Raw genomic sequence first — 23,797 nt, 5'->3', positions numbered from 1 at the left:
TGCGATGATCGGTCGGTGACTTCCCCCCAGCAGCCCCCCGAGCCGCACGGCCACGTCCCCGGTCCCGACCATGGGCACGGGCGCGATTCCGGCCCCTCCCACGGGCACGGGCACAGCCACAGCCACGGCCCCGCCGCCCCCGTCTCCCGGCACCTGCGCAAGGTCATCGCCGCGGTCCTGATCCCCTTCGCCACCGCCGTCCTGGTCGGGCTCGCGGTCCTGTGGCCGGGCGGCGCTCCGGCGCACGAGCGCACCGGGGTCGGCTTCGACCGGCAGACCGAGCAGGGCACGGTCGTCTCCGTCGAACAGGTCGACTGCAAGGACGTGAACGCCGCCCAGGTCCCGCCGACGGGCGACACCTCCACCCCCGAGGGACGCGAGGCGGTCGAAGCCCAGCAGGGTCAGTGCGAGAAGGCGATGATCGAGGTAACCAGCGGCCGGGAGAAGGGCCGTACGTTCACCGAGATCGTGCAGCCCGACGCGCCGCGCCAACTGCACGAGGGGCAGGGCGTGGTGGTGGCGTACGCCCCCGATGCCCCGCGCGACCTCCAGTACTCCGTGACGGACGTGAACCGGAAGCTCCCGATGGCGCTGCTCGCCGGGATCTTCGCCGTCGCGGTCGTGGTCGTCGGCCGGCTGAAGGGCTTGATGGCGCTCGTCGCGCTCGTCGCGAGCTTCCTGGTGCTGACGTTCTTCATCCTGCCGGCGATCCTGGAGGGCTCGAATCCGCTGGTCGTGGCGGTGGTCGGGTCGAGCGCGATCATGCTGATCGCGCTCTACTTGTGCCATGGTCTCTCGGCCCGCACCTCGGTCGCGGTGCTCGGCACGCTGATCTCGCTGCTGCTGATCGGCCTGCTCGGCTCGCTCTTCATCGGCTGGGCCTCGCTCAGCGGCAACACCGACGACAACACCGGGCTGATCCACGGCCTGTATCCGGACATCGACATGTCCGGCCTGCTGCTCGCCAGCGTCATCATCGGGTCGCTCGGTGTCCTCGACGACGTGACCGTCACCCAGACCTCGGCGGTCTGGGAGCTGCACCAGGCCGACCCGCGCATGGGGCCGCGCGCCCTGTACCGGGCCGGGATCCGGATCGGCCGCGACCACATCGCCTCGGTCGTGAACACCCTGGTCCTCGCTTACGCGGGCGCCGCCCTGCCGCTGCTGCTGCTCTTCTCGATCGCGCAGAGCAGCATGGGTACGGTGGCCAACAGCGAGTTGGTCGCAGTGGAGATCGTCCGAACGCTGGTCGGTTCGATCGGTCTGGTCGCCTCCGTGCCGCTCACCACGGTCCTCGCGGCGCTGGTGGTCTCCGCAGACCGGCCGGGAGCCGAGGCCGACGAGAAGCCCCGGGCGGCGGTACGGGGCGGTCGGCGCCGCCGCGCGAAGTAGGGATTCCGGGTGTGGGCCGGTCCGTCCCGCACTCCCGCACCCGTACTCCGCGTCCCGCCCCCGGTGGACCCCGTCGCTGTGTCGACGGGGTCTCAGCCGGCGTTCTCCTCTGCCAGAATCCGGCCGAGTGCCGCCTCCAGGTTGTCCTCGAAGTCACCGAGTGTCCGTTCCTGACCAAGCGGAACCAGCTTGTCCGTGCGGTCGAGGAAGGCGACCAGCGGCGGCGCGCTCGCCCGGAACAGGGCGCGGTCGCCGCCCACTTGAAGCCGGATGGAGACGTCCGAAAGCCCATCGGGGTCCGTCGGGGCGATGTGCACGTCCCCGTCCCCGCTCGGCTTGTTGATCCCGTCGAGCAGCAGTTCCCTACCGAACGCCCAGGTCACGGGCGCGTCTCCGGGGAGGTGGAAGGTCATCCGCACCGCGTAAGGATCCCGGGTCTCGTATCGCAGCTCGACTGGGATCTTGAAGCAGAGCTCCTCGGAGACGAGGAAGCTCATCAGGACCTCGGCCTGAACCGACTCTCGCATCATGTACCCCGCAGTAGATGAAGCAGTTGTGTAAACACAGCTGCTGAAAGCTGTGACCGAAACGGCCAGGAATGATCCCCCGTGGCCCTCTTGACGCAATCGTGCTGTAAGCGCTAGCAGATCACAAGGAGTGATTTTTCAGATACTGATAGAGAACGCGAGCGAACTGAAGAGCCTCCCGATCTCCGTACGTAGCCGCTCGACTGCTGGGAGCAACCGTTCTTCCTGGTGAAGGGGGAGGGAAATGGCCATCGCGGCCGCCGCGGAGCCCGCAGTGATGGGAATGGCGGCACAGACCGTGCCGAGTGCATATTCCTGACGCTCCACCAGGGGCTCCATTCGCCCCAAACCGCCCAAACGATCCAAAAGGACACGTCGGTTACGCACCGTGTACGGAGTGATGGATTCCACCGGATGGCGGTCGAGGTGGTCTTGACGAGCTTTCAGATCGAGTTGGCTCAGCAGGCACTGACCGATGGCGTGCGCGTGCGCGGTCTCGCGGAAGTCGGCCCACTCCTCCACCGCGGGGGCCGAGGGGGTGTCCGCGACAGCGACGAGCTCGATCTCACCCTCGCGATAGAGAGCGAAGTACACCGGCACACCGATCTCGTCCCGCCAGCGGGCAAGGGAGTCTTCGATCTTGATGCGACGATTCTGCACAGCTCCGCCGCCGGCCAGTCGGACGGCGGCGTCGCCCAGGACGAACACACCCTTCTCGCGGCGCAGATAGCCCTCGTGCGTCAGGGTGCGGAGCAGGTGGTACGTGGTGGGAAGCGGAAGGCCCGTCTCGCGGGCGAGCTGTTTGGCCGGGGCGCCATCCGCATGGGAGGACACAGCCTCCAGAAGTCTCAGCGCCCGCTGCACCGAGCCGATCAGAGTAGGTGCAGCTGACTGCGTAGCCGTGGCCAAAGGTCACCCCCAGGCGTGACGACGGATGCAGTGCATCCGCCCGCGGGGGCCGCCCCCGCGCGCCCGCCGGGCCTGGGAAACCGCTGGTCAGTACGGCGGTCTACGCCCGTAGTCCCCAACACGGCGGAGGGATTCCACTCTAGTGGCAGCCTTTGAGGCCCTGCCCCGATTCCACCCCCGCGTTCCCCCGGCCGGGCTAATGCCCGGCATCGGTTCCCTACGGCTCCGCAGCTTGTGCTACCAGTCCTCGCGCGAGCCGGGGGAGTTCTTGAACTTCCGCACGACGTAGACGAGTCCGGCGACGAGGGCCACGAAGAGCAGCACCTTGAAGAGCAGTGCGACCACGAAGGTCAGGACGCTGGTGATCAGTCCGCCGAAGACCAGCAGGACGAGAGCGGGTATGGCGACCCACTTCACCCACCAGGGCATCCCCGCGAGAATCTCCTGTACGGCCATGGTCCTACCTCGCTCTCGAAGATCTGTTCCGCGCACTCCGCGCCGAACACCCTCAAGGCTAGGGGCGGAAAGGGGTCCACGGGGGCCACGGGGCCCCCGCTCTCCCCTGATCCGCCCCCTAGGGGGTCGCCGCCTCCGCCTCGGGGTCGCCGCCTCCGCACCGGGGCACGGCCCGCGCCTCGGGGAGCCGCCTCCGCATCGGGGCTCAGCTCTCCGGCGGGGAGAAGACCACCAGGACCCGCAGGTCCTCGCTGATGTGGTGGAACTTGTGGGGCACCCCGGCCGGCACGTAGACCACGCTGCCGCGCGCCACCTGGGTCGTCTCCTCCCCGACCGTGATCGCCGCACGGCCGCTCACCACGAAGTACACCTCGTCCTGGCCGTGCGGCTGCTGCGGGTCGAGTGCCCCGGCGTCCAGGGCGTACAGGCCCACCGACATGTTCCGCTCCCGCAGGAACTGGAGATAGGCGCCCTGGTTCGCGGCACGCTCCGCCTCCAGTTCGTCCAGCCGGAATGCCTTCATCGCCTGTCCGCCCCTGCCCTTGGCCCGATCATGTCTGCCACGATCAGACACATGAAGAATTTTGTAGTCAAGACGCTCGCCAACGCGGGCGCCCTGGGAGTCGCCATCTGGCTGATCCAGGACATCACCCTGACCGGTGAGAGCACCGGCAAGAAGGCCCTGACCCTCATTCTCGTCGCCCTGGTCTTCGGGCTCGTGAACTTCTTGGTCAAGCCCATCGTCAAACTGCTGACACTGCCGCTCTTCATTCTGACGCTCGGCCTGATCACCCTGGTGGTCAACGCCCTGATGCTGCTCCTCACGTCCTGGCTGGCCGAGCAGTTCGACCTCAGCTTCCACGTGGAGGGCTTCTGGACCGCCGTCCTCGGCGGCCTGATCATCTCCGTCGTCTCGTGGGCCCTGAACGTCGTGCTCCCCGACGGCGACTGAGCCGATGACCGTGACCTATCGCGTGTGCTTCGTCTGCACGGGCAACATCTGCCGCTCGCCGATGGCCGAGCACGTCTTCCGCCGGCGGGTGGAGGAGGCCGGCCTCGGCGGGACGGTGGAGGTCGACAGCGCGGGGACCGGCGGCTGGCACGAGGGCCACGGTGCCGACCCGCGCACGGTCGCCGTCCTGGAGGAGAACGGCTACACCTCCGCGCACACCGCGCGGCGGTTCCGGGCCTCCTGGTTCCCCGCCGTCGACCTGGTGATCGCGCTGGACGAAGGGCATCTGCGAGAGCTCCGGGCACTCGCCCGCACCCCCGAGGAAGCGGCGAGGATACGACTGCTGCGCTCCTACGACCCGGCCGCGGGGGACGCGCTCGACGTCCCCGACCCGTATTACGGGGGCCAGGAGGGCTTCGAGGAGTGCCTGGAGATGGTGGAGGCCGCGAGCGGGGGACTGCTCGCGGCCGTACGTGCGGAAGTGGAGGAACGGACAGCGTGACCGACCAGGCAAGCGACCCCGGCCGGCGGACGGCCGGCGTACTCGGTGACGGCACCCTCGCCGTGCGGGCCGGGCTCCCCGAGCCCGTGAAGTACGAACCGACCCTGCCGGGCCCGGTCTTCGCCGCCCACTTCCATCTGCCGGGCGAACCGACCGGCCCGTACACCTACGGCCGCGACGAGAACCCCACCTGGACCCACCTGGAACGGGCCATCGGCGAGCTGGAGGCACCGGGGGAGCAGGGCGTCGAGACGCTGGTCTTCGCCTCCGGCATGGCCGCGATCTCCGCCGTCCTCCTCTCCCAGCTGAAGGCCGGCGACGCCGTGGTGCTGCCGGCCGACGGCTACCAGGCCCTGCCGCTGCTGCACGAGCAGCTGAGGGCGTACGGCATCGAGGTGCGCACCGCGCCGACCGGCGGTGACGGGCAGCTCGCCGTCCTCGAAGGCGCCCGGCTGCTCTGGATCGAGAGCCCGTCCAACCCCGGGCTCGACGTCTGCGACATCCGGCGCCTGGTGCGCGAGGCGCACGCCGCGGGGGCGCTCGTGGCCGTCGACAACACCCTCGCCACCCCGCTCGGCCAGCGGCCCCTGGAGCTGGGCGCGGACTTCTCCGTCGCCAGCGACACCAAGGGCATGACCGGGCACGGTGACGTCCTGCTCGGGCACGTGAGCTGCCGGGATCCCCTGCGAGCGGCGGAGGTACGGCGCTGGCGCAAGGTCGTCGGCGCGATCCCGGGCCCCATGGAGGCCTGGCTCGCCCACCGTTCGCTGGCCACCCTCCAGCTGCGGATCGACCGGCAGTGCTCCACCGCCCTGTCCCTCGCCCGCGTACTCGCCGAGCGCGATGACGTGACCGGGCTGCGCTACCCGGGGCTGCCGGGCGACCCCTCGCACACTGTGGCGGCCCGGCAGATGCGGCGCTTCGGCCCGGTCGTCTCCTTCGAGCTGGCGGACCGGAAGCGGGCCGAGCGGTTCCTCGAAGAGCTGCGCCTCGTGGACGACGCCACCAGCTTCGGCGGCGTGCGCTCCACGGCGGAGCGGCGCGGGCGCTGGGGCGGGGACGCGGTCGCGGAGGGCTTCATCCGCTTCTCGGTGGGCGCCGAGGATCCGGAGGATCTCATCGCCGACGTCCTGCGGGCCCTCGACGAGGCCGGAGCCACCGGCTGAGTCGTCGTGGTGGCAGCCGGTTCCTGCCACGCCCGGCCGGCGGCAGGAGCGCGGAACGGGGCGCTCCGAGCCTCCCCCCTCGTGGCTCGGAACGCCTCGTTTCCACGCGCGGAGACCGCCTGAACAAGGCTAGTTGACTGAGCGTCAGTGTCCAATCACGGTAGCGACAGAGACCTATCGACTTATTTATAGTTGGACGGTCCTGAGGCGCAGTCAGCCGACCGCCTGAGTCGAACGGCCGCATGGCCGGGAGGGGGCGGACATGGATCTTGCCCTGCTGCGCACGTTCGTCACGGTGCACCGGGCCGGCTCCTTCACCCGCGCCGCCGCGCTCCTGGGACTGTCCCAGCCCGCCGTCACCAGCCAGATCAGGACCCTGGAGCGGCAGCTGGGTCGGCCGCTCTTCCTCAGACAGGCGCGCGGGGTCACGCCGACCACGATCGGCGACGAGCTCGCACACCGCGCCGCGCCGCATCTGGACGCCCTGGTCGAGATCGCCGAGACCGGGCTCGACGAGGAGAGCGGCGTCCGTACCCTCCATGTCGCCGGGCCCCCGGAGTTCACCGCGCTCCGCGCGCTGCCGTCGCTCACCCCGCTGGTCGGCCAGGGGCTGGCGATCCGGGCGACCTTCCTCGGGAACGCGGAGGACATCCTCGACGGGCTCGCGGCCGGCCACCATGACCTTGCCCTCACCACCGCCCGCCCCCGCGGCGGTCTCTTCGTCGCCACCCCGCTCTGCGACGAGGAGCACGTGCTGGTCGCGGCCCCGCGCTGGGCGGCCCGGCTCGCCCCCGAAGTGCTGCTCCGCAAGGGGGCGGTGGTCCTGGAACAGCTTCCGGTGGTCGAGGTGCACGAGTCGCTGCCGTTCGTCTCCCGCTACTGGGCCGCCGTCTTCGAGACCAAGCCGGCGGCGGCCGCGACCGTGATCGCCCCCGACCTGCGAGCCGTCCGGGAGTCCGCGGCCTCCGGTGCCGGGCTCGCCGTCCTGCCGCGCTATCTGTGCGAGGAGGCCTTGGAGCAGGGGCGGCTCGTGGCGCTGCTCGACCCTCCGGTGCCTCCGCTGCGGACGTACTTCCTGGTGGTGCGGACCGGCACGCTCGCGCTCTCGCACATCGCGCGGGCGCACGAGGGTTTGTTACAGGCCGCAGGGGACTGGTGAGTTTCAGGACACCGCGTACGGGCCATTTTCTTCCCATGACCGAACGGCCCGTGATCAAGCGCACCGCACGCGCCATCCTGCTCGACGGGGACGATCTCGTCCTCATCAAACGCACCAAGCCGGGGATGGATCCCTACTGGCTCACGCCCGGTGGTGGCGTGGAGCCTTCCGACACCACTGTCGTCGAGGCCCTGCACCGCGAGGTGCTCGAGGAGCTCGGCGCCAAGATCACCGACGTGGTGCCCTGCTTCGTGGACACCGTCGAGCACATCGTCGACGGTGGGGTCTCCGGGGTGAAGGTCCAGCACTTCTTCGTGTGCCGGCTCGGCTCCATGGACCCCTCCCTGCGACACGGCCCCGAGATCGACGAACCGGTCGGCGAGTACGAGATCGTCCGGGTGCCGTTCAGCCGGGTCGGCATCGCCGCCGTCCACCTCGTCCCGCTTTCCCTGCGTCACTACCTCGACGGCAATATCGAGGGGGTTCGCGCCATGCACGCCCCCGACCTGGGCTGATCGCTGCTCGCCGCGGTGAGCTCGCTGCCCGCGGTGGTGAGCTCGGCCAGGAAGTCGTGCCGGATGCGGTCCGACGGCACCCCTGCTCCGCGCAGGGCGTCGACTCCACGGCGGACCATGCCGAGCGGGCCCGAGAGGTAGGCGTCGCGCTCCTCCCAGGACCCGTAGCGGCAGACGGCGTCCGGGAGCCGCCCCTGCTCCTCGGTGACCGGGTGGACGGAGAGCCAGGGGAAGGTCTTCTGGAGCCGCAGCATCGTGTCAATGTCGTAGAGGTCGTGACCGCTGCGCGCCCCGTAGAAGACGTCGACCGGCCGCCGGTCCCCGTGCTCGGCGACGTCCTCGACCAGGGCCTTGATGGGCGCTATCCCGGTGCCACCGCCCAGGCAGAGCAGTCCGCTGTCGGTGGAGTGGTCGACCGTCATGGAGCCGGCCGGCGCGCCGAGGCGCAGGACGTCTCCGGGGCGCGCCCTGTGGACCAGCGCCTTGGACACCCAGCCCGCCGGGACCGCCTTGACGTGGAGGGAGAGCAGTCCGTCGGGCCGGGGCGCCGAGGCGAAGGAGTAGTGGCGCCAGATCCGCGGCCACCAGGCGGTCTCCAGCGTCGTGTACTGCCCCGCCAGGAAGGGGTACGGCTGGTCGGGCCGGAGGGTGACGACGGCGACGTCGGGTGTGCGGAGATCGTGGGAGACCACCTCCGCCTGCCACCAGGCGGGCGCGTGCTCCTCGTTCTCCGCCGCCGCGTCGATCATGATCTGGGAGATCGTCGTGTACGTACGGACCCAGGCCGCCTCGGTCTCCTCGCCCCAGCTCGCCGAGGCGTACCGGACGAGCGCTCCGATCAGGGCCTCGCCGACGGCCGGGTAGTGGGCGGCCCTGGTGCCGTACTTGCGGTGTCCCTTGCCGAGGTTCTCCAGATACGAGGTGAGGACGGGTACGTCGTCCAGGTGCTCGGCCGCTGTCAGGAGGGCCTTCAGGAGCCGGTCGCGCTGGGTGTCCATGGCTACGGGAAACATCTCGCGCAGCTCGGGGTTCCGGACGAAGAGCAGGGCGTAGAAGTACGAGGTCACCTGGTCGGCGACGGGTGCGATCTCCGCCAGGGTGCGGCGGACCAGAATCGCGTCGGGGGAGGCCTCTCCGGGTATTCGGGCCTCCGTCCCGTCCGTCGTGGTGGTCGGAGCATCCATCATGTGCCTCGCCTCGCGCTGGCCGGCTTCCGTGCCCGCAGCATGACATTTCCGGGCACCACTTCGGACGGAAAGCGGAGTTCTCAGGCTATAGGTCCGGGATTCCGGCTAAGCTGCGCGGTTTCGGACCAAGTCGTAGGCCTCTCGCAGGTCCCCTCCGGTGTAGCTGTGTCGGGAAAGCCCGGCGAGGTGATGGTCCGCGTTCACGGCCACGGTGTCCCGCACGATCGCGAAGAGCGCGGCGTCGGACATCGAATCCCCGTAGGCCACGCAGTCGGCCCATTCCATGCCGTACTCCGCGCAAAGCTCCTGAGCGATCCGTACCTTCGCCGCCGCGTCGAGGATGCCGGGCCGGTGGATCGGCTGGGTGAAGGGGACAGCAGGCCAGCGTGAGCCGTGCACTGTGTCGACGCCCCAGTCGAGGAGGCGTTCGACAAAGAAGTCGGGCGAGAGAGAGATGACCGCACAGCGCTCACCCCGAGCCCTGATGTCGGCCCAGACCTCGCGGATGCCCGTCAGCCAGGGCGCACCCTCGAAGGCCTGCGCGACCTGCGCCGGGGTGAGCGTGGACCAGAGCTCGCGGGCCCGCACGGCGAACTCGTCCGGAGTGAGCCCCCGCAGAAACTCCTCCTCCAGTGTGGCGATCTCCTCCACGAGGTTCAGTTGCCGGGAGATCTCCACAGCGGCCGCCGAACCCCTGATCAGCGTGCCGTCGAGGTCGAAGAGGTGCAGTCTGCGGTGTCGGGATTCCATGGATTCACTCGGTTTCACGTGAAACATCGTCCGTATCCCAGGGGAGGGAATCAACGCTTCCCTGGGTAATCGGCCGGATCTCGTAAACCGCTGGACGGAAGATCACTGCTTCGGTCAGCCTGAACGGCATGCCGACTTCCCCCTCAGCTCTCGCTCAGCTCCCCATCCGGCGCCTCACCACGGACGATCTCCTCGCCTGCGCCGACCTTTCCGAGAACCGGGGATGGCTACGCGAAGAGCACAAGTGGGGCCATCTCCTGACGGCGGGCACCGGCTACGGCATCGACGACCCGTCCGGCACGGGGCTGGCCACCTGCTGCGTGGTCACCTCGTACGGCCCGGGGCTCGCCGCGATCGGCATGGTGCTCGTCGCCGAGTCGTACGCACGCCAAGGGGTGGGCCGCCGGCTCATGCAGCACGTCCTGGCGGAGGCCGGTGACACCCCGCTGACCCTGTACGCCACCACCAACGGACAGCCCCTCTACGAGCAGCTGGGCTTCATCGAGACGAGCCGGTCCGAGATGGTGCGCGGACAGTTCAGCTTCACCACGCCCGCACCGGCGGTCCCCGTCCGCCCGGCGACCGCTGAGGACCTCCAGGCGATCCTGCGCCTGGACCACGAGATCTTCGGCCTCGACCGCACACACATCCTCACGCGGCTGCCCGCGTTCGCGGACCATCTCCGGGTCGCGGAAGAGGACGGCGAGATCACCGGCTTCGCGGCAGCGTGGCCCAACATGGACACGCATGTCGTCGGACCGCTGATCGCCAAGGACCCGGCCACGGCGCAGGCGCTGATCGCCTCTCTGGCCGCCGCCACCGACCGGCCGCTGCGCACGGACATCGACGTGCGCCACACGACGCTGCTGCGCTGGGCGAAGGAAAACGGCATCGCCTCGATCGCCACCACCGCCGTGATGGTCCGCTCCCTCCCTGACCTCCCTGGCGACTGGCGTCGGCGCTTCGCCCCTCTGACCGTCGCGGCGGGCTGACCTCCGCTCCCCTCGGGCCCCAGGCAGATTTACTTGCAGACGCGCATTATTGCAGTGCATCGTCTACCCTGGTTCGTGAGCCGCCCCGGCGCCGAGGAGAGACCGAGGAGAGACCATGACCGCGACGGACCCCGCACTGACCGCGCTCTCCCAGCGCTGGTGCGCCCTCTCCCTGCTGCACGGCAGGATCGAGTCGCACATCGAGCGCGCCCTGGAGTCCCGGCACGGTCTGAGCGTCCGCGAGTACTCGCTCCTCGACGTCCTCAGCCGCCAGCACAGCGGCCCCGGCGGCCACCTCCAGATGAAGCAGGTCGCCGACGCCGTCGTGCTGAGCCAGAGCGCCACCACCCGGCTCGTCACCCGCCTCGAGGACCGCGGCCTGCTCACCCGGTACCTCTGTGCCACCGACCGGCGGGGCATCTACACCGATGTCACCGAGGCCGGCCAGAAGCTCCTCGAAGAGGCCCGCCCCACCAACGACAGCGCGCTGCGCGAGGCCCTCGACGAAGCCGCGAAGATCCCCGAGCTGGCACCGCTGGTCCAGGTCGTGGAGGGCGTGGGCGTCACCGTCTGACGCGGGAGAGAGGGTGGCGGCGGAGGAGCATGCGTACGCTGCGGGGCATGAACGATCTTGACGTACGCCCCGCCGACGCCGCCGATCTCCCGGCCATCGTGGCGATGCTCGCCGACGACCCGCTGGGTGCGCAGCGCGAGTCCCCCGACGACCTCTCCCCGTACCTCGCCGCCTTCGAACGCCTCGCGAACGATCCCCACCAGCACGTCGTCGTGGCGGTCCGCGGGGAGAAGGTCGTCGGGACGCTCCAGCTGACGGTGATCCCCGGACTCTCCCGCCGGGGCACCACCCGCTCGATCATCGAAGGCGTCCGCATCCACGCCGACGAGCGCGGCAGTGGACTCGGAACGCGGCTCATCGAATGGGCCGTCGAGGAGTCCCGCCGCCAGGAGTGCGGACTGGTCCAGCTGACCTCCGATGCCACGCGCACCGACGCCCACCGCTTCTACGAGCGCCTCGGCTTCGAGGCCTCCCACGTGGGCTTCAAGAAAAACCTCTGAGGCCACCCCGCGGACGGACAGTGCGCCGGCCGTGCCCGGCGCGCTGTTTCACGTGAAACACGAGGTGGAGGCGGAGAGGCAACCACCACGCGGACGACTCAGAGGCCGCGCCAGCCCGCCTCGTCCACCCCGCCCGGCACCGCGTCCCCCGGCTCGTACGGCTCCCGTGTGAAGACGAACGACCCAAGATCCAGGTGGCTCACGTTGCCGTCGGGGCGCCGCACCACCCGGAGCGTCTCCCCCGCGTAGTAGCCGTTGAGACCGACCCAGCCGCCCTCGGGCAGCGCACGGAAGCGAGCCCGCCGCCCGGCTCCCCTCAACGGCTCCAGCACCAAGGAACGCTCGGGCCCGAGCCGGAGCCCGTAGGAGTACGTGCCCCAGTACCAAGGCCCCGTCAGGGAAAGCAGTTCCTCGTCGACCTCGGCCTCCGGAAGGGGGCGCCAGGGCTCCGGGAACCTCGGCTCGGCGTCCGCCACGATGCGCACGAGATCGGCCGCCACAGCTGCCGTCAGCGGCCCTGACGTGGCATTGGCGAGGGCGATCCCGGCCAGTCCGTCCTCCACGCTCACCCACAGACAGGCGACGAAGCCCGGCAGCGAGCCGGTGTGCCCGATCAGAGTCCGACCGTCCCTGCGCAGCAGCTGGAGACCGAGCCCATAGCTCCCCTCCCAGTCACCCTCGCCGGCGGGGGAGGCCGGAGCTCGCATCTCCTCCACGGAGGCCGACACGAGCACCCGCTCGTCGCCCGCCGCGAGGAACACGGCGAACCGACCGAGGTCCGCCGCCGTCGACCACAGCTGTCCGGCCGGCGCCATCAGCCCCAGGTCCTCGGCCGGCTCGGGCAGCATCACATCGGCCCAGGGATGCACCGCCCAGCCACCCGCGTGCGGAGCGACCGGGTCGAGCGTCGTACGGCTCATCCCCAGCGGCTCCAGGATCTCGCGCCGCAGCGCCTCCTCCCAGGAGACCCCCCGCAGCTCCTCGATGAGCGCACCGAGCAGGGTGTAGCCGGGGTTGGAGTAGTGAAAGCCGCGCCCCGGGGTTCGGAGGGAGGGCCGCTCCCCCAGGACATCGGAGAGCTCCGGGCGCAGCGTCGCGGCGGACCGTTCCCACCACTGGCCCGGTGTCTCGGCCGCGAGGCCACCACTGTGGCCGAGCAGTTGAGCGATCGTCACCTCACCGACGCTCGTCCCCTTGAGATGGCGCTCCAGTGGATCGTCGAGGTCGATCAGTCCCTCGTCCCGCAGGCGCATCACCAGCACGGCGGTGAACACTTTGGTGAGGGAGCCGATCCTGAACTGCGTGTCAGCATCCGGCGCGTGCCCGTCCACGCAGCTGCGCGAACCACTCCACACCAGAGCTCCGTCACGGACCACCGCCCCGACGAAGGAGGGCGCACGCCCTTCGGATTGGGCGACCGCCACGCGGTGCAGCAGGGCCCGCTCGGTACCGGGCAGCAAAGCGTCGAAAGATGTCGTCATGGAACCCATCCAACGTGATGTCACATCCGAAGCTTCCCGATCCGTCCTGTGAGCATCACCGGATGGGATCGGAAGGGAGCACGGACATGAAGGTTCTGCTGGCAGGAGCGAGCGGCGCACTGGGCCGGAGCGCCACGCGGCAGCTGACCGCCGCCGGTCACGAGGTCGCGGGGCTCGGGCGGGGCGCGACGAACACGCTGCGCGCCGACCTCCTGGACGCCGACGCCGTCCTCAGGGCCGTGGACGGTCTCGCCTTCGACGTCGTCGTCCACGCGGCGACCGCCCTCAAGGGCGAGTCGATGGCACGCCACCAGAGCATGGCGCCGACCAATGCCCTGCGGACCCGGGGCACCGAGAACCTCCTCGCCGCCGCCCGCGCGACCGGCGCCCGCCGGTTCGTGGTCGAGTCGATGATGTTCGGCTACGGCTACGGGGACCACGGCACCGGCCTCCTCACCGAAGAGAACACCCCCTTCGGCCCGCGCGGCACCACCACCTGGCTGGAGCGCCACGTCGGCGCCATGCGCGCCAAGGAGCGCATGGCCTTCACCGCGGAAGGACTGGAGGCGATCAGTCTTCGATTCGGCTTCTTCTACGGCGCCGGGGTCACCGACAACGACATGCTCCCTCTCCTGAGCAAGCGCTCCCTGCCCGTGGTCGCCGACCACGGACGCGCTCTCTCCTGGGTGGACGTCGACGACGCGGCACGGGCCGTCGTCCTGGCCGTCGAGAACGGCACGCCGGGCCAGGCCTACAACATCGCCGACCGCACCCCGCTCCCCTTCGGCACGCACGTCCAGGAGGTCGCCGCGGCTTTCGGGGCTCCCAAGCCCCTGCGGGTCCCGCTCTGGCTGCTCAAGCCGGCTCCCCTGGTGCACACCTGCATGACCTCCCAGCTGCGCCTCGACGCGAGCAAGGCCGAGCGGGAACTCGGCTGGTCGCCCGCCCACGCCGACAGCCTGACGGGCGTACGGTCCCTCGCCTCCGCCCGCCCCGCTGCCGCCTGAGGGGAGCGGCGCGAGAGGAGCACGCGAAGGAAAGGGAGCACGCGGCGTCCGGTCAGGTCTGGGCCATGTCCACGAAGCGCGAGTAGTGGCCCTGGAAGGCCACGGTGATCGTGGCCGTCGGGCCGTTACGGTGCTTGCCCACGATGATGTCCGCCTCGCCGGCCCGCGGAGACTCCTTCTCGTAGGCGTCCTCGCGGTGCAGCAGGATCACCATGTCGGCGTCCTGCTCGATCGAGCCGGATTCACGCAGGTCGGAGACCATCGGCTTCTTGTCGGTGCGCTGCTCGGGACCACGGTTCAGCTGGGAGAGCGCGATCACGGGCAGCTCCAGCTCCTTGGCGAGGAGCTTGAGGTTTCGCGACATGTCGGAGACTTCCTGCTGACGGCTCTCCTGCCGCTTGGAGCCGCCCGACTGCATCAGCTGGAGGTAGTCGATGATCACGAGCTTGAGGCCGTTGCGCTGCTTGAGTCGGCGGCACTTCGCCCGGATCTCCATCATCGACAGGTTCGGGGAGTCGTCGATGTACAGGGGCGCCTGGGAGACGTCCGGCATGCGGCGGGCGAGCCGCGTCCAGTCCTCGTCGGTCATCGTGCCGGAACGCATGTGGTGGAGCGCGACCCGGGCCTCCGCCGAGAGCAGGCGCATCGCGATCTCGTTGCGGCCCATTTCGAGGGAGAAGATGACACTGGGCAGGTTGTGCTTGATGGAGGCCGCCCGGGCGAAGTCCAGGGCGAGGGTCGACTTACCCATGGCGGGACGGGCCGCGATGATGATCATCTGGCCGGGGTGCAGTCCGTTGGTGAGCGAGTCGAGGTCGGTGAAGCCGGTCGGCACACCCGTCATCTCACCGCTGCGGGAGCCGATCGCCTCGATCTCGTCGAGGGCCCCCTCCATGATGTCGCCGAGCGGCAGGTAGTCCTCGGTGGTGCGCTGCTCGGTGACCGCGTAGATCTCGGCCTGCGCCGAGTTCACGATCTCGTCGACGTCTCCGTCGGCCGCGTAGCCCATCTGCGTGATCTTGGTGCCGGCCTCCACGAGGCGGCGCAGGACGGCGCGCTCGTGGACGATCTCGGCGTAGTACGAGGCGTTGGCCGCGGTCGGTACCGACTGGACCAGGGTGTGGAGGTAGGAGGCGCCGCCGACGCGGGTGATCTCACCGCGCTTGGTGAGTTCGGCGCCGACCGTGATGGGGTCGGCCGGCTCGCCCTTGGCGTAGAGGTCGAGGATCGCGGCGTAGACGGTCTCGTGGGCGGGCTTGTAGAAGTCGTTGCCCTTGATGATCTCCACGACGTCCGCGATGGCGTCCTTGGAGAGCAGCATGCCGCCCAGGACGGACTGCTCGGCGTCGAGATCCTGCGGGGGGACTCGCTCGAAACCGGAGAGTCCGCCGTCCCACGGGCCGTCGTTGCCGCGCTCGTGCTGGTCGTCCCGCCCGCGGCCCCGGCCGCGTCCTTCTCCTCGGGTACGGGTGGGCAGCCGGTCGCTTGGTCCGCTGTCGGCCCAGGGGTCGTCCATGGGCTCGGTAACGCTCACCAAGCCACCTCCTCCCGTCCGCTCCGCGGACCTCGCCGTGCCACTCTTTCTTACGCCACGGCCTTGATCAACGAGTGGCTTTGCGACCGCTGCTGGCGCGTCGGGCGCCGGACCACGGTAGGCCCGCGAGCAGCGTCAGCCAATCTGGTTATCCACAGGGCCTGTGGGTGAACGCCCAGATGCTGTGGAGAACTCCCCGGATCCTGTGCACGGAGCGGGGGACAGCCATGTGGACAAACTCATAGCACCCTCATCCCCACCCACCTGACCTGCACCTTTTCCATCCACGGCCTGTGGGGGAGAAAAACTTTTCCCCCGGACCCAAGATCAGAACAAACGGCCCACACCCGAAGCCCCGCGCCATCGCGAAGTAATGGTCTCAAGGGCATTGCATCTCTTACCTGTGGAAGATTAGATTGACCCCATGACCCAGGCCCCCGCGACCTCCAAGGCCGTCCGCCGGCAGCACGACCGCGAGATCGTCTCCCTCGCCCTGCCGGCCTTCGGCGCACTCGTCGCCGAGCCGCTCTTCCTGATGGTCGACAGCGCCATCGTCGGCCACCTCGGCACCCCCCAGCTTGCGGGTCTCGCGATCGCCGGCGTCCTGCTGTCCACCGCCGTCAGCGTCTTCGTCTTCCTCGCCTATGCGACCACGGCGGCCGTCGCCCGGCGCGTCGGCTCGGGCGACCTCCAGGCCGCCATTCGACAAGGCATGGACGGCATCTGGCTCGCCCTCCTCCTCGGCGCCGCCGTCGTCGCCCTGACCCTGCCCACGGCACCATGGCTCGTCGACGTCTTCGGCGCCTCCGACACGGCTGCCCCCTACGCCGTGACCTATCTGCGGATCTCCAGCCTCGGCATCCCCGCCATGCTGGTCGTCCTGGCCGCCACCGGTGTCCTGCGCGGCCTCCAGGACACCCGTACGCCCCTCTACGTGGCCATCGGTGGCTTCGCCGTGAACGGAGCGCTCAACCTCGGACTGGTCTACGGCGCCGGCCTGGGGATCGCCGGCTCGGCCTGGGGCACGGTCATCGCCCAGTGCGGCATGGCCGCCGCCTACCTCGTCGTGGTCGTACGGGGCGCCCGGCGCCACGGCGCCTCCCTCCGCCCCGACGCCGCCGGCATCCGAGCCTCCGCCCAGGCCGGCGTCCCCCTCCTGGTCCGTACGCTCTCGCTCCGCGCCATCCTGATGATCGCCACCGCTGTCGCGGCCCGCATGGGTGACGCCGAGGTCGCCGCCCACCAGATCATCCTGTCCCTGTGGAGCCTGATGGCCTTCGCCCTCGACGCGATCGCCATCGCGGGCCAGGCCATCATCGGCCGCTATCTCGGCGCGAACGACGCCGACGGCGCACGCCAGGTCTGCCGCCGCATGGTCCAGTGGGGCGTGCTCTCCGGAGTGGTGCTCGCCGCGCTGCTCATCGTCGCCCGTCCCCTGTTCATCCCGCTCTTCACCGGCGACACCACCGTCCAGGACACCCTGCTCCCCGCCCTGCTGGTGGTCGCCCTGTCCCAGCCGATCTCCGGGGTCGTGTTCGTCCTCGACGGTGTCCTCATGGGCGCGGGTGACGGCCCCTATCTGGCCTGGGCCATGCTGCTGACCCTCGCGGCCTTCGCCCCGGTCGCCCTGCTCGTTCCGGCCCTCGGTGGCGGCCTGACCGCCCTCTGGTGGGCGATGACTCTGATGATGACGGTCCGGATGATGACGCTCTGGCTGCGCGCACGCTCCGGCCGCTGGATCGTCACGGGCGCCACTCGCTGAACGTTTCACGTGAAACGGCGGAAGGGCCACACCCCGAGGGGTGCGGCCCTTCTTCACTGCTGAGCGCAGACTGCCTAGGGCAGCGTTACGCGGCGACGACCTCGACGCCGAGCTTCGCGGCAACCTCGGGGTGCAGACGCACGAACACCTGGTGCGAGCCCAGGGTCTTGATCGGCGAACCGAGCTCGACGCGACGCTTGTCGACGTCGGGGCCACCCGCGGTCTTGATCGCCGAGGCGATGTCGGCCGGGGTCACGGAGCCGAAGAGACGGCCGGCGTCGCCAGAGCGAACAGCCAGGCGCACCTTCGTGCCCTCGAGCTGGGCCTTGATCTCGTTGGCCTGCTCGATGGTCGCGATCTCGTGGATCTTGCGGGCGCGGCGGATCTGCGCCACGTCCTTCTCGCCACCCTTGGTCCAGCGGATCGCGAAACCACGCGGGACCAGGTAGTTGCGAGCGTAGCCGTCCTTGACGTCGACGACGTCGCCGGCGGCGCCGAGGCCAGAGACCTCGTGGGTCAGGATGATCTTCATTTTTCGGTCACCCTTTCCTTATCGCGCGGTGGACGTGTAGGGCAGCAGCGCCATCTCACGGCTGTTCTTGACGGCCGTGGCGACGTCACGCTGGTGCTGCGTGCAGTTGCCGGTAACGCGGCGGGCACGGATCTTGCCGCGGTCGGAAATGAACTTCCGCAGCATGTTCGTGTCCTTGTAGTCCACGTACTGGGTCTTGTCCTTGCAGAACGCGCAGACCTTCTTCTTAGGCTTGCGCACAGGCGGCTTCGCCATGGTGTTTCTCCTGTGTGATCAAGAAGTGGGGATACGAGCTGCTTCGAGGGCGTGTGCCCTAGAAGGGAGGCTCGTCCGAGTAGCCGCCGCCGGAGTTCCCACCCCAGCCGCCGCTTCCGCCGCCCTGCTGGCCGCCGGAACCGCCGGAACCGCCAGAAGGAGCACCGGTCGCCCACGGGTCGTCGGCGGGAGCACCGCCGCCACCCTGCGGGGCACCGCCGCCGGAGTTTCCACTCCAGCTGCCGCCACCCTGCTGCTGGCCACCGCCGCCGTAGCCGCCCTGACCACCGCGACCAGTGGTCTTGGTGACCTTGGCCGTGGCGTTCTTGAGGCTGGGGCCGACTTCCTCGACGTCCAGCTCGTAGACCGTGCGCTTGACGCCCTCACGGTCCTCATAGGACCGCTGCTTCAGCCGGCCCTGCACGACGACGCGCATGCCTCGCTGAAGCGACTCGGCGACGTTCTCCGCCGCCTGACGCCAGACCGAGCAGGTGAGGAAGAGGCTGTCGCCGTCCTTCCACTCGTTGGTCTGACGGTCGAAGGTGCGGGGGGTGGACGCGATACGGAACTTCGCGACCGCCGCACCGGACGGGGTGAAGCGCAGCTCGGGGTCGTCGACAAGATTGCCGACGACCGTGATGACGGTCTCGCCTGCCATGGGGGAACCTCTCGGCGGGATTGCTTCTGGCTGCTTGTAGCTACTCGAACCCGATGACCTCTGAGCTAGAAGCTCAGTGGGTCTCGGGGCGGAGGACCTTGGTCCGGAGGACCGACTCGTTCAGGTTCATCTGGCGGTCGAGCTCCTTGACGACCGCAGGCTCGGCCTGCAGGTCGATGACCGAGTAGATGCCCTCGGGCTTCTTCTTGATCTCGTACGAGAGACGACGACGGCCCCAGGTGTCGACCTTCTCGACCTTTCCGTTGCCCTCACGGACGACGGAGAGGAAGTTCTCGATCAGGGGGGCGACAGCGCGCTCCTCCAGATCGGGGTCGAGGATGACCATCACCTCGTAGTGACGCATGTGGAACCCACCTCCTTTGGACTCAGCGGCCACGGTCGTTCCGTGGCAGGAGGGTCGTGATGCGTAAACAACGGTATCCGCCACCACTGACAGTCCCCCTCGACGAACGAGGGGCACCGTCGAGATCCAGGACGGACCCAGGGCAGACACCGGTGCAGACCGTACAGAGTACCTGCACATCGGCCTGCGGTTGAAATTCACCGGTGAGGGGACGCAATCTGTACACATCGGATGTCGGCGGCGCTAAGATGCGCCGCCGTCCGACAGGCACGCCAGGAGGTGCCCCATGGCACAGGCAATGCGACCCGACCCCGGCCATTCCCTCTTCGCGACCGACGGCAAGCCACACCCGCTCCAGGACACGCTGGTCGGCGTGACGCTGGTGCTGGGCGTGCTCTCCTTCATCACGGCCCAGTTCCACGACCTCCACCTGCTGAGTTCCTGGGCGGGGCTGATCGGCATCCTGACCGGGGCATACGGACAGTTCATCTCCGTGACGACCCGCGAGCGCTTCGCGCTGGTCGTCGGACTCGGCGCGGCGGCGGTGGGCTTCTACCTCGGCATGGCCCACGGCGGTCTCTTCGGCGGCGTCATCAGCGGCTGAGTCCGGCGGCACGTCAGGGCGGGCCCAGCGGCACGTCAGGACGTACACGCCCATCCGGGGCGCTCCCCGGTCACAGTAGGCTTCGGCGCGAGAGCCGGAGCCCCTGACCGATGGGGACACACCAGCCGAGGAGCGCCCCGCATGAGCCTGACCCTGAGGACCATCAGCCGTGAGCAGCATCTGGGATTCATCCAGAGCCAGCCCGCGGCGAGCCACTGCCAGGTCCCGGCGTGGGCTGATGTGAAGACCGAGTGGCGTTCGGAGAACCTCGGTTGGTTCGACAAGAACGGCGAGCTCGTCGGTGCCGGTCTGGTGCTCTACCGCCAGCTTCCGAAGATCAAGCGCTACCTCGCGTACCTTCCCGAGGGCCCGGTCATCAACTGGCACGCGCCCAACCTCGACGACTGGCTGCAGCCGATGCTGGCGCACCTCAAGCAGCAGGGCGCGTTCTCGGTGAAGATGGGCCCGCCGGTCGTCATCCGACGCTGGGACGCCGCCGCCATCAAGTCCGGTATCCAGGACCCGGACGTGAAGCGCCTCAAGGACGTCGAGGCCACCCACATCGAGCCGCGCGCCTTCGAAGTCGCGGACCGGCTGCGGAAGATGGGCTGGCAGCAGGCCGAGGACGGCGGCGCCGGCTTCGGCGACGTCCAGCCCCGGTACGTCTTCCAGGTCCCGCTCGCGAACCGCTCACTCGACGACGTCCTCAAGGGCTTCAACCAGCTGTGGCGCCGCAACATCAAGAAGGCCGAGAAGGCCGGCGTCGAGGTCGTCCAGGGCGGCTACGAGGACCTGGCCGAGTGGCAGCGCCTCTACGAGATCACCGCCGTCCGCGACCACTTCCGGCCGCGCCCGCTCTCGTACTTCCAGCGCATGTGGACCGTCCTCAACAACGAGGACCCCAACCGGATGCGGCTGTACTTCGCACGCCACAACGGCGTGAACCTGTCCGCCGCGACCATGCTCGTCGTCGGTGGCCACGTCTGGTACTCCTACGGCGCCTCCGACAACATCGGCCGCGAGGTCCGGCCCTCGAACGCGATGCAGTGGCGGATGCTGCGCGACGCCTACGCGATGGGCGCGACCGTCTACGACCTGCGGGGCATCTCGGACTCGCTCGACGAGACCGACCACCTCTTCGGGCTCATCCAGTTCAAGGTGGGCACGGGCGGCGAGGCCGTCGAGTACGTCGGCGAGTGGGACTTCCCGCTGAACAAGCTGCTCCACAAGGCGCTCGACATCTACATGTCCCGCCGCTGAGCGGCGTCGCTTCGGCGACGGTTCCGTAGTCTCGTACATATCTTTGATACACCGCTGCCATCAGAAAGGTTCCGGGCCGGCCATGGCGCTCTCCCTCTACGTCGACACCGCTCGCTGGCGCGCGCACCAGAAGACCGTCATCGACCAATTCCCCGGTCTGATCCCGGTCTGCAAGGGCAACGGCTACGGCTTCGGGCACGAGCGCCTCGCCGACGAGGCCGCCCGCTTCGGCGCCGACATGCTCGCGGTCGGCACCACCTACGAAGCCGCGCGCATCAAGGACTGGTTCAGCGGCGACCTGCTGGTCCTCACCCCCTTCCGACGGGGTGAGGAACCGGTTCCGCTGCCCGACCGGGTCATCCGCTCCGTCTCCTCCGTGGACGGCGTCCACGCCCTGGTGGGCGCCCGGGTCGTGATCGAGTGCATGAGCTCGATGAAGCGGCACGGCGTCCACGAGGAGGAGCTCCAGCAGCTCCACTCCGCCATCGAGGACGTACGGCTCGAAGGCTTCGCCCTCCACCTCCCGCTGGACCGCCCGGACGGCACCGACGCGGTCGAGGAGGTCATCGCCTGGATGGACCGGCTGCGGGCCGCCCGTCTGCCGCTGCACACCATGTTCGTGAGTCACCTGCGGGCCGAGGAACAGGCCCGGCTCCAGCAGCAGTTCCCGCAGACCCGGTTCCGCGCGCGGATCGGTACCCGGCTCTGGCTGGGCGACCACGAGGCCACCGAGTACCGAGGCGCCGTCCTCGACGTCACCCGGGTCGCCAAGGGGGACCGGTTCGGTTACCGCCAGCAGAAGGCCGCGTCGGACGGCTGGCTGGTCGTCGTCGCCGGCGGCACCTCGCACGGTGTCGGTCTGGAGGCCCCGAAGGCGATGCACGGCGTCATGCCGCGCGCCAAGGGCGTCGCACGGGCCGGTCTGGCCACGGTCAACCGGAACCTGTCGCCCTTCGTCTGGGCGGGCAAGCAGCGCTGGTTCGCCGAGCCGCCGCACATGCAGGTGTCGATCCTGTTCGTCCCCTCCGACGCCCAGGAGCCCCGCGTCGGCGACGAGCTCGTCGCGCATCTGCGCCACACCACGACGCAGTTCGACCGGCTCGTGGAGCGCTGAGCCGGTCGAGCACGTTCACCCCCGGGAGCCAGGTTCCGGTTCCGGTTCCGGTTCTTCCCCGGGGGTGTCTTGTTCCACCTCTCCGACCGTTCCCCATCGCACCCGCGGCCCCTCCATCGCCGGTGCGGCGTGCCGGACCGGGTGGGCAGCCCTGCCCGTGACGAAGACGTCCTCCGCGCCGTCCAGGACGCCCCCCGAGGGGTCGTCCGAGCCGTCCTGCCGTACCGGGTCCTTCTCGGGCATGAGGATGTCGCGTACGACCATGACGCACAGGTACAGCGTGCCGAGCAGGTGCAGGACGATCGCGAACTGGTAGCCGTCGACCGGCAGTCCCTGCTTGTTGCCGCTGTTCATGAAGGCCAGGTACATCCAGATGCCCAGGAAGTACATGACCTCGCACGCCTGCCAGATCAGGAAGTCGCGCCAGCGCGGCCTGGCGAGGGCCGCGAGCGGGACGAGCCACAGCACGTACTGCGGCGAGTAGACCTTGTTGGTCAGGACGAACGCGGCGACGACCAGGAAGGCCAGCTGGACGAAGCGGGGCCTGCGGGGAGCGTTGAACGCCAGGAAGCCGAGGGCGACCACCGCGACCACCATGAGCATCAGCGCGTACAGATTGGCCTTGTCCGGCGTGATCGACGTGCCCGTCCGCTGGCTGACCAGCAGCCAGATCGAACCGAAGTCGACGTTCCGGTCACGGCTGAAGAGATAGAACTGCTTCCACCCCTCGGGCGCCATCAGCATCACGGGCAGGTTCACGACCAGCCACGCGCCGGCCGCGCCGAGCACGGCCGTCCCGTACTCCCGCCACTTCCCGGCGCGCCAGCAGAGCAGCAGCAGCGGGACGAGGAGCAGTATCGGGTAGAACTTCGCGGCCGTGGCGAGGCCGAGCAGGATGCCGAAGCCGAGCGGCCGGCCGCGCGACCACAGGAGCACCGCGACGGAGGTCAGCGCGACGGCCAGTATGTCCCAGTTGATCGTGGCGGTGAGCGCGACGGAGGGCGCCAGGGCGACCAGGAGACCGTCCCAGGGGCGGCGCCGGTGCGTCCGGGCCACACAGACCGCGAGGACGGCCGCGCAGACCATCAGCATGCCCGCGTTGACCATCCAGAACGTCTGCTCGCGGTGGTCCATGGTGCCGCTGCCGGGCGTCAGCCAGGCCGCGACCTCCATGAAGAGGCCCGTCAGGACCGGATACTCCAGGAACGGTATGTCGCCGCTCAACCGGTCGAAGTAGGGCACCAGACCGTCGGCGAACCCGCGCCCTGAGAAGAGGTGTGGGATGTCCGAGTAACACGCGTGGGTGTACTGGGAGGTGGTTCCCCGGAACCAGGCCCAGTTGTAGCAGGGCAGTTTCTGCACCATGCCGAGGGCGAACATCCCGATGGCCACGAGGGCGATCACCCGCACCGGTGTGAACTGACCGGCGCCGGTCAGGGCACGGCGGCCGAAGGGACCGCCGATCAGCTCGCTGCCCGCGGCGGCCACCTCGTCCCGGTGGGTGGGGATGACCGCCGGCGGGCCCTGCGGCCGGTCCTGCGGCTCGCGCGTCTTCTGGAGGCTCGGCATGGGGGACATCCTGCCGTACGTCCCTGGGAAAACGGCGAGGGCCGCCGCGCCCGGCCCGTACGGAAGGTACGGACGG

Annotated in this window: 27 protein-coding genes; 14 read left to right on the top strand and 13 right to left on the bottom strand. The window is 69.5% G+C overall.

The window, feature by feature from the left end; all coding sequences use genetic code 11:
• Positions 1–15 precede the first annotated feature (15 nt).
• Positions 16–1,392 (top strand): YibE/F family protein, encoded by a 1,377-nt coding sequence (locus ACFWWU_RS02685; protein ID WP_384138025.1) that lies wholly within the window; start codon positions 16–18, stop codon positions 1,390–1,392.
• A 92-nt stretch (positions 1,393–1,484) separates the two neighbouring features.
• Here the strand turns inward: ACFWWU_RS02685 and ACFWWU_RS02680 are convergent, their stop codons facing one another.
• From ACFWWU_RS02680 to ACFWWU_RS02665, 4 genes are all read right to left on the bottom strand, one after another.
• Positions 1,485–1,919, bottom strand: a complete 435-nt coding sequence (locus ACFWWU_RS02680; RefSeq protein ID WP_317601948.1) for an SsgA family sporulation/cell division regulator — start codon at positions 1,917–1,919, stop codon at positions 1,485–1,487.
• Between the two features lie 138 nt (positions 1,920–2,057).
• Positions 2,058–2,783, bottom strand: coding sequence for an IclR family transcriptional regulator (locus tag ACFWWU_RS02675; RefSeq protein ID WP_384138023.1), 726 nt, complete (start codon positions 2,781–2,783; stop codon positions 2,058–2,060).
• Positions 2,784–3,065: 282 nt separating this feature from the next.
• Entirely contained in the window at positions 3,066–3,284 is a 219-nt protein-coding gene (locus ACFWWU_RS02670) for a DUF5326 family protein (RefSeq protein WP_384138021.1), read from the bottom strand.
• Between the two features lie 205 nt (positions 3,285–3,489).
• A complete protein-coding gene (locus ACFWWU_RS02665; RefSeq protein WP_055642424.1) occupies positions 3,490–3,807 on the bottom strand; it encodes a cupin domain-containing protein in 318 nt (105 codons plus the stop codon).
• 51 nt (positions 3,808–3,858) lie between these two features.
• Here ACFWWU_RS02665 and ACFWWU_RS02660 point away from each other — a divergent pair, with 51 nt between their 5' ends.
• The 5 genes from ACFWWU_RS02660 to ACFWWU_RS02640 all read left to right on the top strand — a co-directional run bounded on the left by ACFWWU_RS02660 (position 3,859) and on the right by ACFWWU_RS02640 (position 7,578).
• Positions 3,859–4,236, top strand: coding sequence for a phage holin family protein (locus tag ACFWWU_RS02660; protein WP_384138019.1), 378 nt, complete (start codon positions 3,859–3,861; stop codon positions 4,234–4,236).
• A 10-nt stretch (positions 4,237–4,246) separates the two neighbouring features.
• The gene (locus ACFWWU_RS02655; protein WP_384138436.1) at positions 4,247–4,738 is read left to right on the top strand and encodes a low molecular weight protein-tyrosine-phosphatase; all 492 of its coding nucleotides are present in this window, start codon (positions 4,247–4,249) and stop codon (positions 4,736–4,738) included.
• Positions 4,735–5,904 (top strand): cystathionine gamma-lyase, encoded by a 1,170-nt coding sequence (locus ACFWWU_RS02650; protein WP_384138017.1) that lies wholly within the window; start codon positions 4,735–4,737, stop codon positions 5,902–5,904. Before ACFWWU_RS02655 ends, ACFWWU_RS02650 begins: the two co-directional genes overlap by 4 nt.
• 262 nt (positions 5,905–6,166) lie before the next feature.
• Entirely contained in the window at positions 6,167–7,063 is an 897-nt protein-coding gene (locus ACFWWU_RS02645) for a LysR family transcriptional regulator (protein ID WP_384138015.1), read from the top strand.
• Between the two features lie 35 nt (positions 7,064–7,098).
• Entirely contained in the window at positions 7,099–7,578 is a 480-nt protein-coding gene (locus ACFWWU_RS02640) for an NUDIX hydrolase (RefSeq protein WP_317597241.1), read from the top strand.
• On the opposite strand, the gene ACFWWU_RS02635 is transcribed toward ACFWWU_RS02640, so the two are convergent.
• Positions 7,521–8,762, bottom strand: a complete 1,242-nt coding sequence (locus ACFWWU_RS02635; RefSeq protein WP_384138433.1) for a globin domain-containing protein — start codon at positions 8,760–8,762, stop codon at positions 7,521–7,523. The genes ACFWWU_RS02640 and ACFWWU_RS02635 overlap by 58 nt on opposite strands.
• 108 nt (positions 8,763–8,870) lie before the next feature.
• Complete coding sequence (locus ACFWWU_RS02630) at positions 8,871–9,542, bottom strand: HAD family hydrolase (RefSeq protein WP_384138013.1); 672 nt, start codon at positions 9,540–9,542, stop codon at positions 8,871–8,873.
• A gap of 101 nt (positions 9,543–9,643) precedes the next feature.
• Between ACFWWU_RS02630 and ACFWWU_RS02625 the strand changes: the two genes are divergently transcribed.
• The 3 genes from ACFWWU_RS02625 to ACFWWU_RS02615 all read left to right on the top strand — a co-directional run bounded on the left by ACFWWU_RS02625 (position 9,644) and on the right by ACFWWU_RS02615 (position 11,581).
• Complete coding sequence (locus tag ACFWWU_RS02625) at positions 9,644–10,507, top strand: GNAT family N-acetyltransferase (protein WP_384138011.1); 864 nt, start codon at positions 9,644–9,646, stop codon at positions 10,505–10,507.
• 115 nt (positions 10,508–10,622) lie between these two features.
• Entirely contained in the window at positions 10,623–11,081 is a 459-nt protein-coding gene (locus ACFWWU_RS02620) for a MarR family winged helix-turn-helix transcriptional regulator (protein WP_384138009.1), read from the top strand.
• Positions 11,082–11,128: 47 nt separating this feature from the next.
• Complete coding sequence (locus tag ACFWWU_RS02615; RefSeq protein WP_384138007.1) at positions 11,129–11,581, top strand: GNAT family N-acetyltransferase; 453 nt, start codon at positions 11,129–11,131, stop codon at positions 11,579–11,581.
• Between the two features lie 98 nt (positions 11,582–11,679).
• On the opposite strand, the gene ACFWWU_RS02610 is transcribed toward ACFWWU_RS02615, so the two are convergent.
• The gene (locus tag ACFWWU_RS02610) at positions 11,680–13,062 is read right to left on the bottom strand and encodes a serine hydrolase domain-containing protein (RefSeq protein ID WP_384138005.1); all 1,383 of its coding nucleotides are present in this window, start codon (positions 13,060–13,062) and stop codon (positions 11,680–11,682) included.
• An 86-nt stretch (positions 13,063–13,148) separates the two neighbouring features.
• Between ACFWWU_RS02610 and ACFWWU_RS02605 the strand changes: the two genes are divergently transcribed.
• On the top strand, positions 13,149–14,069 hold the full coding sequence (locus tag ACFWWU_RS02605; protein WP_384138003.1) for an NAD-dependent epimerase/dehydratase family protein: 921 nt from the start codon (positions 13,149–13,151) through the stop codon (positions 14,067–14,069).
• A 52-nt stretch (positions 14,070–14,121) separates the two neighbouring features.
• Here ACFWWU_RS02605 and dnaB read toward each other — a convergent pair whose 3' ends face one another.
• Positions 14,122–15,603: a replicative DNA helicase gene (dnaB, locus tag ACFWWU_RS02600; protein WP_079039525.1), complete on the bottom strand. Its 1,482-nt coding sequence runs from the start codon at positions 15,601–15,603 to the stop codon at positions 14,122–14,124.
• Positions 15,604–16,027: 424 nt separating this feature from the next.
• Between dnaB and ACFWWU_RS02595 the strand changes: the two genes are divergently transcribed.
• The gene (locus ACFWWU_RS02595; protein ID WP_384138001.1) at positions 16,028–17,365 is read left to right on the top strand and encodes an MATE family efflux transporter; all 1,338 of its coding nucleotides are present in this window, start codon (positions 16,028–16,030) and stop codon (positions 17,363–17,365) included.
• Between the two features lie 85 nt (positions 17,366–17,450).
• Here the strand turns inward: ACFWWU_RS02595 and rplI are convergent, their stop codons facing one another.
• From rplI to rpsF, 4 genes are all read right to left on the bottom strand, one after another.
• Positions 17,451–17,897, bottom strand: coding sequence for a 50S ribosomal protein L9 (gene rplI / locus ACFWWU_RS02590; protein WP_056653714.1), 447 nt, complete (start codon positions 17,895–17,897; stop codon positions 17,451–17,453).
• Positions 17,898–17,915: 18 nt separating this feature from the next.
• Positions 17,916–18,152: a 30S ribosomal protein S18 gene (rpsR, locus tag ACFWWU_RS02585; protein WP_003967857.1), complete on the bottom strand. Its 237-nt coding sequence runs from the start codon at positions 18,150–18,152 to the stop codon at positions 17,916–17,918.
• A 58-nt stretch (positions 18,153–18,210) separates the two neighbouring features.
• Complete coding sequence (locus tag ACFWWU_RS02580) at positions 18,211–18,810, bottom strand: single-stranded DNA-binding protein (protein WP_384137999.1); 600 nt, start codon at positions 18,808–18,810, stop codon at positions 18,211–18,213.
• A 73-nt stretch (positions 18,811–18,883) separates the two neighbouring features.
• Entirely contained in the window at positions 18,884–19,174 is a 291-nt protein-coding gene (gene rpsF / locus ACFWWU_RS02575; RefSeq protein ID WP_005482942.1) for a 30S ribosomal protein S6, read from the bottom strand.
• A 286-nt stretch (positions 19,175–19,460) separates the two neighbouring features.
• Between rpsF and ACFWWU_RS02570 the strand changes: the two genes are divergently transcribed.
• The 3 genes from ACFWWU_RS02570 (at position 19,461) to ACFWWU_RS02560 (ending at position 22,152) form a co-directional block, all read left to right on the top strand.
• Positions 19,461–19,778 (top strand): hypothetical protein, encoded by a 318-nt coding sequence (locus ACFWWU_RS02570; RefSeq protein ID WP_384137997.1) that lies wholly within the window; start codon positions 19,461–19,463, stop codon positions 19,776–19,778.
• 141 nt (positions 19,779–19,919) lie between these two features.
• Positions 19,920–21,038, top strand: coding sequence for a peptidoglycan bridge formation glycyltransferase FemA/FemB family protein (locus ACFWWU_RS02565; protein WP_024760417.1), 1,119 nt, complete (start codon positions 19,920–19,922; stop codon positions 21,036–21,038).
• A gap of 82 nt (positions 21,039–21,120) precedes the next feature.
• Positions 21,121–22,152 (top strand): alanine racemase, encoded by a 1,032-nt coding sequence (locus tag ACFWWU_RS02560; protein WP_384137995.1) that lies wholly within the window; start codon positions 21,121–21,123, stop codon positions 22,150–22,152.
• Between the two features lie 15 nt (positions 22,153–22,167).
• Here ACFWWU_RS02560 and ACFWWU_RS02555 read toward each other — a convergent pair whose 3' ends face one another.
• Positions 22,168–23,721, bottom strand: coding sequence for a glycosyltransferase family 87 protein (locus ACFWWU_RS02555; RefSeq protein WP_384137993.1), 1,554 nt, complete (start codon positions 23,719–23,721; stop codon positions 22,168–22,170).
• Positions 23,722–23,797 lie beyond the last annotated feature (76 nt).

Origin of the sequence: Streptomyces sp. NPDC058650 (assembly GCF_042717315.1) — a bacterium.
Lineage (GTDB): Bacteria > Actinomycetota > Actinomycetes > Streptomycetales > Streptomycetaceae > Streptomyces.
Note: the sequence above shows the minus strand (reverse complement) of the source record. Positions and strands in the feature narration are given on the sequence as shown.

Coding starts and splice junctions, on each gene's coding strand:
- ACFWWU_RS02670 (WP_384138021.1), bottom strand. CDS start 3,284: ATGGCCGTACAGGAGATTCTCGCGGGGATGCCCTGGTGGGTGAAGTGG.
- ACFWWU_RS02605 (WP_384138003.1), top strand. CDS start 13,149: ATGAAGGTTCTGCTGGCAGGAGCGAGCGGCGCACTGGGCCGGAGCGCC.
- ACFWWU_RS02680 (WP_317601948.1), bottom strand. CDS start 1,919: ATGCGAGAGTCGGTTCAGGCCGAGGTCCTGATGAGCTTCCTCGTCTCC.
- ACFWWU_RS02555 (WP_384137993.1), bottom strand. CDS start 23,721: ATGCCGAGCCTCCAGAAGACGCGCGAGCCGCAGGACCGGCCGCAGGGC.
- ACFWWU_RS02560 (WP_384137995.1), top strand. CDS start 21,121: ATGGCGCTCTCCCTCTACGTCGACACCGCTCGCTGGCGCGCGCACCAG.
- ACFWWU_RS02630 (WP_384138013.1), bottom strand. CDS start 9,542: ATGTTTCACGTGAAACCGAGTGAATCCATGGAATCCCGACACCGCAGA.
- ACFWWU_RS02570 (WP_384137997.1), top strand. CDS start 19,461: ATGGCACAGGCAATGCGACCCGACCCCGGCCATTCCCTCTTCGCGACC.
- ACFWWU_RS02665 (WP_055642424.1), bottom strand. CDS start 3,807: ATGAAGGCATTCCGGCTGGACGAACTGGAGGCGGAGCGTGCCGCGAAC.
- ACFWWU_RS02580 (WP_384137999.1), bottom strand. CDS start 18,810: ATGGCAGGCGAGACCGTCATCACGGTCGTCGGCAATCTTGTCGACGAC.
- rpsR (WP_003967857.1), bottom strand. CDS start 18,152: ATGGCGAAGCCGCCTGTGCGCAAGCCTAAGAAGAAGGTCTGCGCGTTC.
- ACFWWU_RS02625 (WP_384138011.1), top strand. CDS start 9,644: ATGCCGACTTCCCCCTCAGCTCTCGCTCAGCTCCCCATCCGGCGCCTC.
- ACFWWU_RS02640 (WP_317597241.1), top strand. CDS start 7,099: ATGACCGAACGGCCCGTGATCAAGCGCACCGCACGCGCCATCCTGCTC.
- ACFWWU_RS02595 (WP_384138001.1), top strand. CDS start 16,028: ATGACCCAGGCCCCCGCGACCTCCAAGGCCGTCCGCCGGCAGCACGAC.
- ACFWWU_RS02565 (WP_024760417.1), top strand. CDS start 19,920: ATGAGCCTGACCCTGAGGACCATCAGCCGTGAGCAGCATCTGGGATTC.
- ACFWWU_RS02620 (WP_384138009.1), top strand. CDS start 10,623: ATGACCGCGACGGACCCCGCACTGACCGCGCTCTCCCAGCGCTGGTGC.
- rplI (WP_056653714.1), bottom strand. CDS start 17,897: ATGAAGATCATCCTGACCCACGAGGTCTCTGGCCTCGGCGCCGCCGGC.
- ACFWWU_RS02660 (WP_384138019.1), top strand. CDS start 3,859: ATGAAGAATTTTGTAGTCAAGACGCTCGCCAACGCGGGCGCCCTGGGA.
- ACFWWU_RS02610 (WP_384138005.1), bottom strand. CDS start 13,062: ATGACGACATCTTTCGACGCTTTGCTGCCCGGTACCGAGCGGGCCCTG.
- ACFWWU_RS02615 (WP_384138007.1), top strand. CDS start 11,129: ATGAACGATCTTGACGTACGCCCCGCCGACGCCGCCGATCTCCCGGCC.
- rpsF (WP_005482942.1), bottom strand. CDS start 19,174: ATGCGTCACTACGAGGTGATGGTCATCCTCGACCCCGATCTGGAGGAG.
- ACFWWU_RS02645 (WP_384138015.1), top strand. CDS start 6,167: ATGGATCTTGCCCTGCTGCGCACGTTCGTCACGGTGCACCGGGCCGGC.
- ACFWWU_RS02635 (WP_384138433.1), bottom strand. CDS start 8,762: ATGGATGCTCCGACCACCACGACGGACGGGACGGAGGCCCGAATACCC.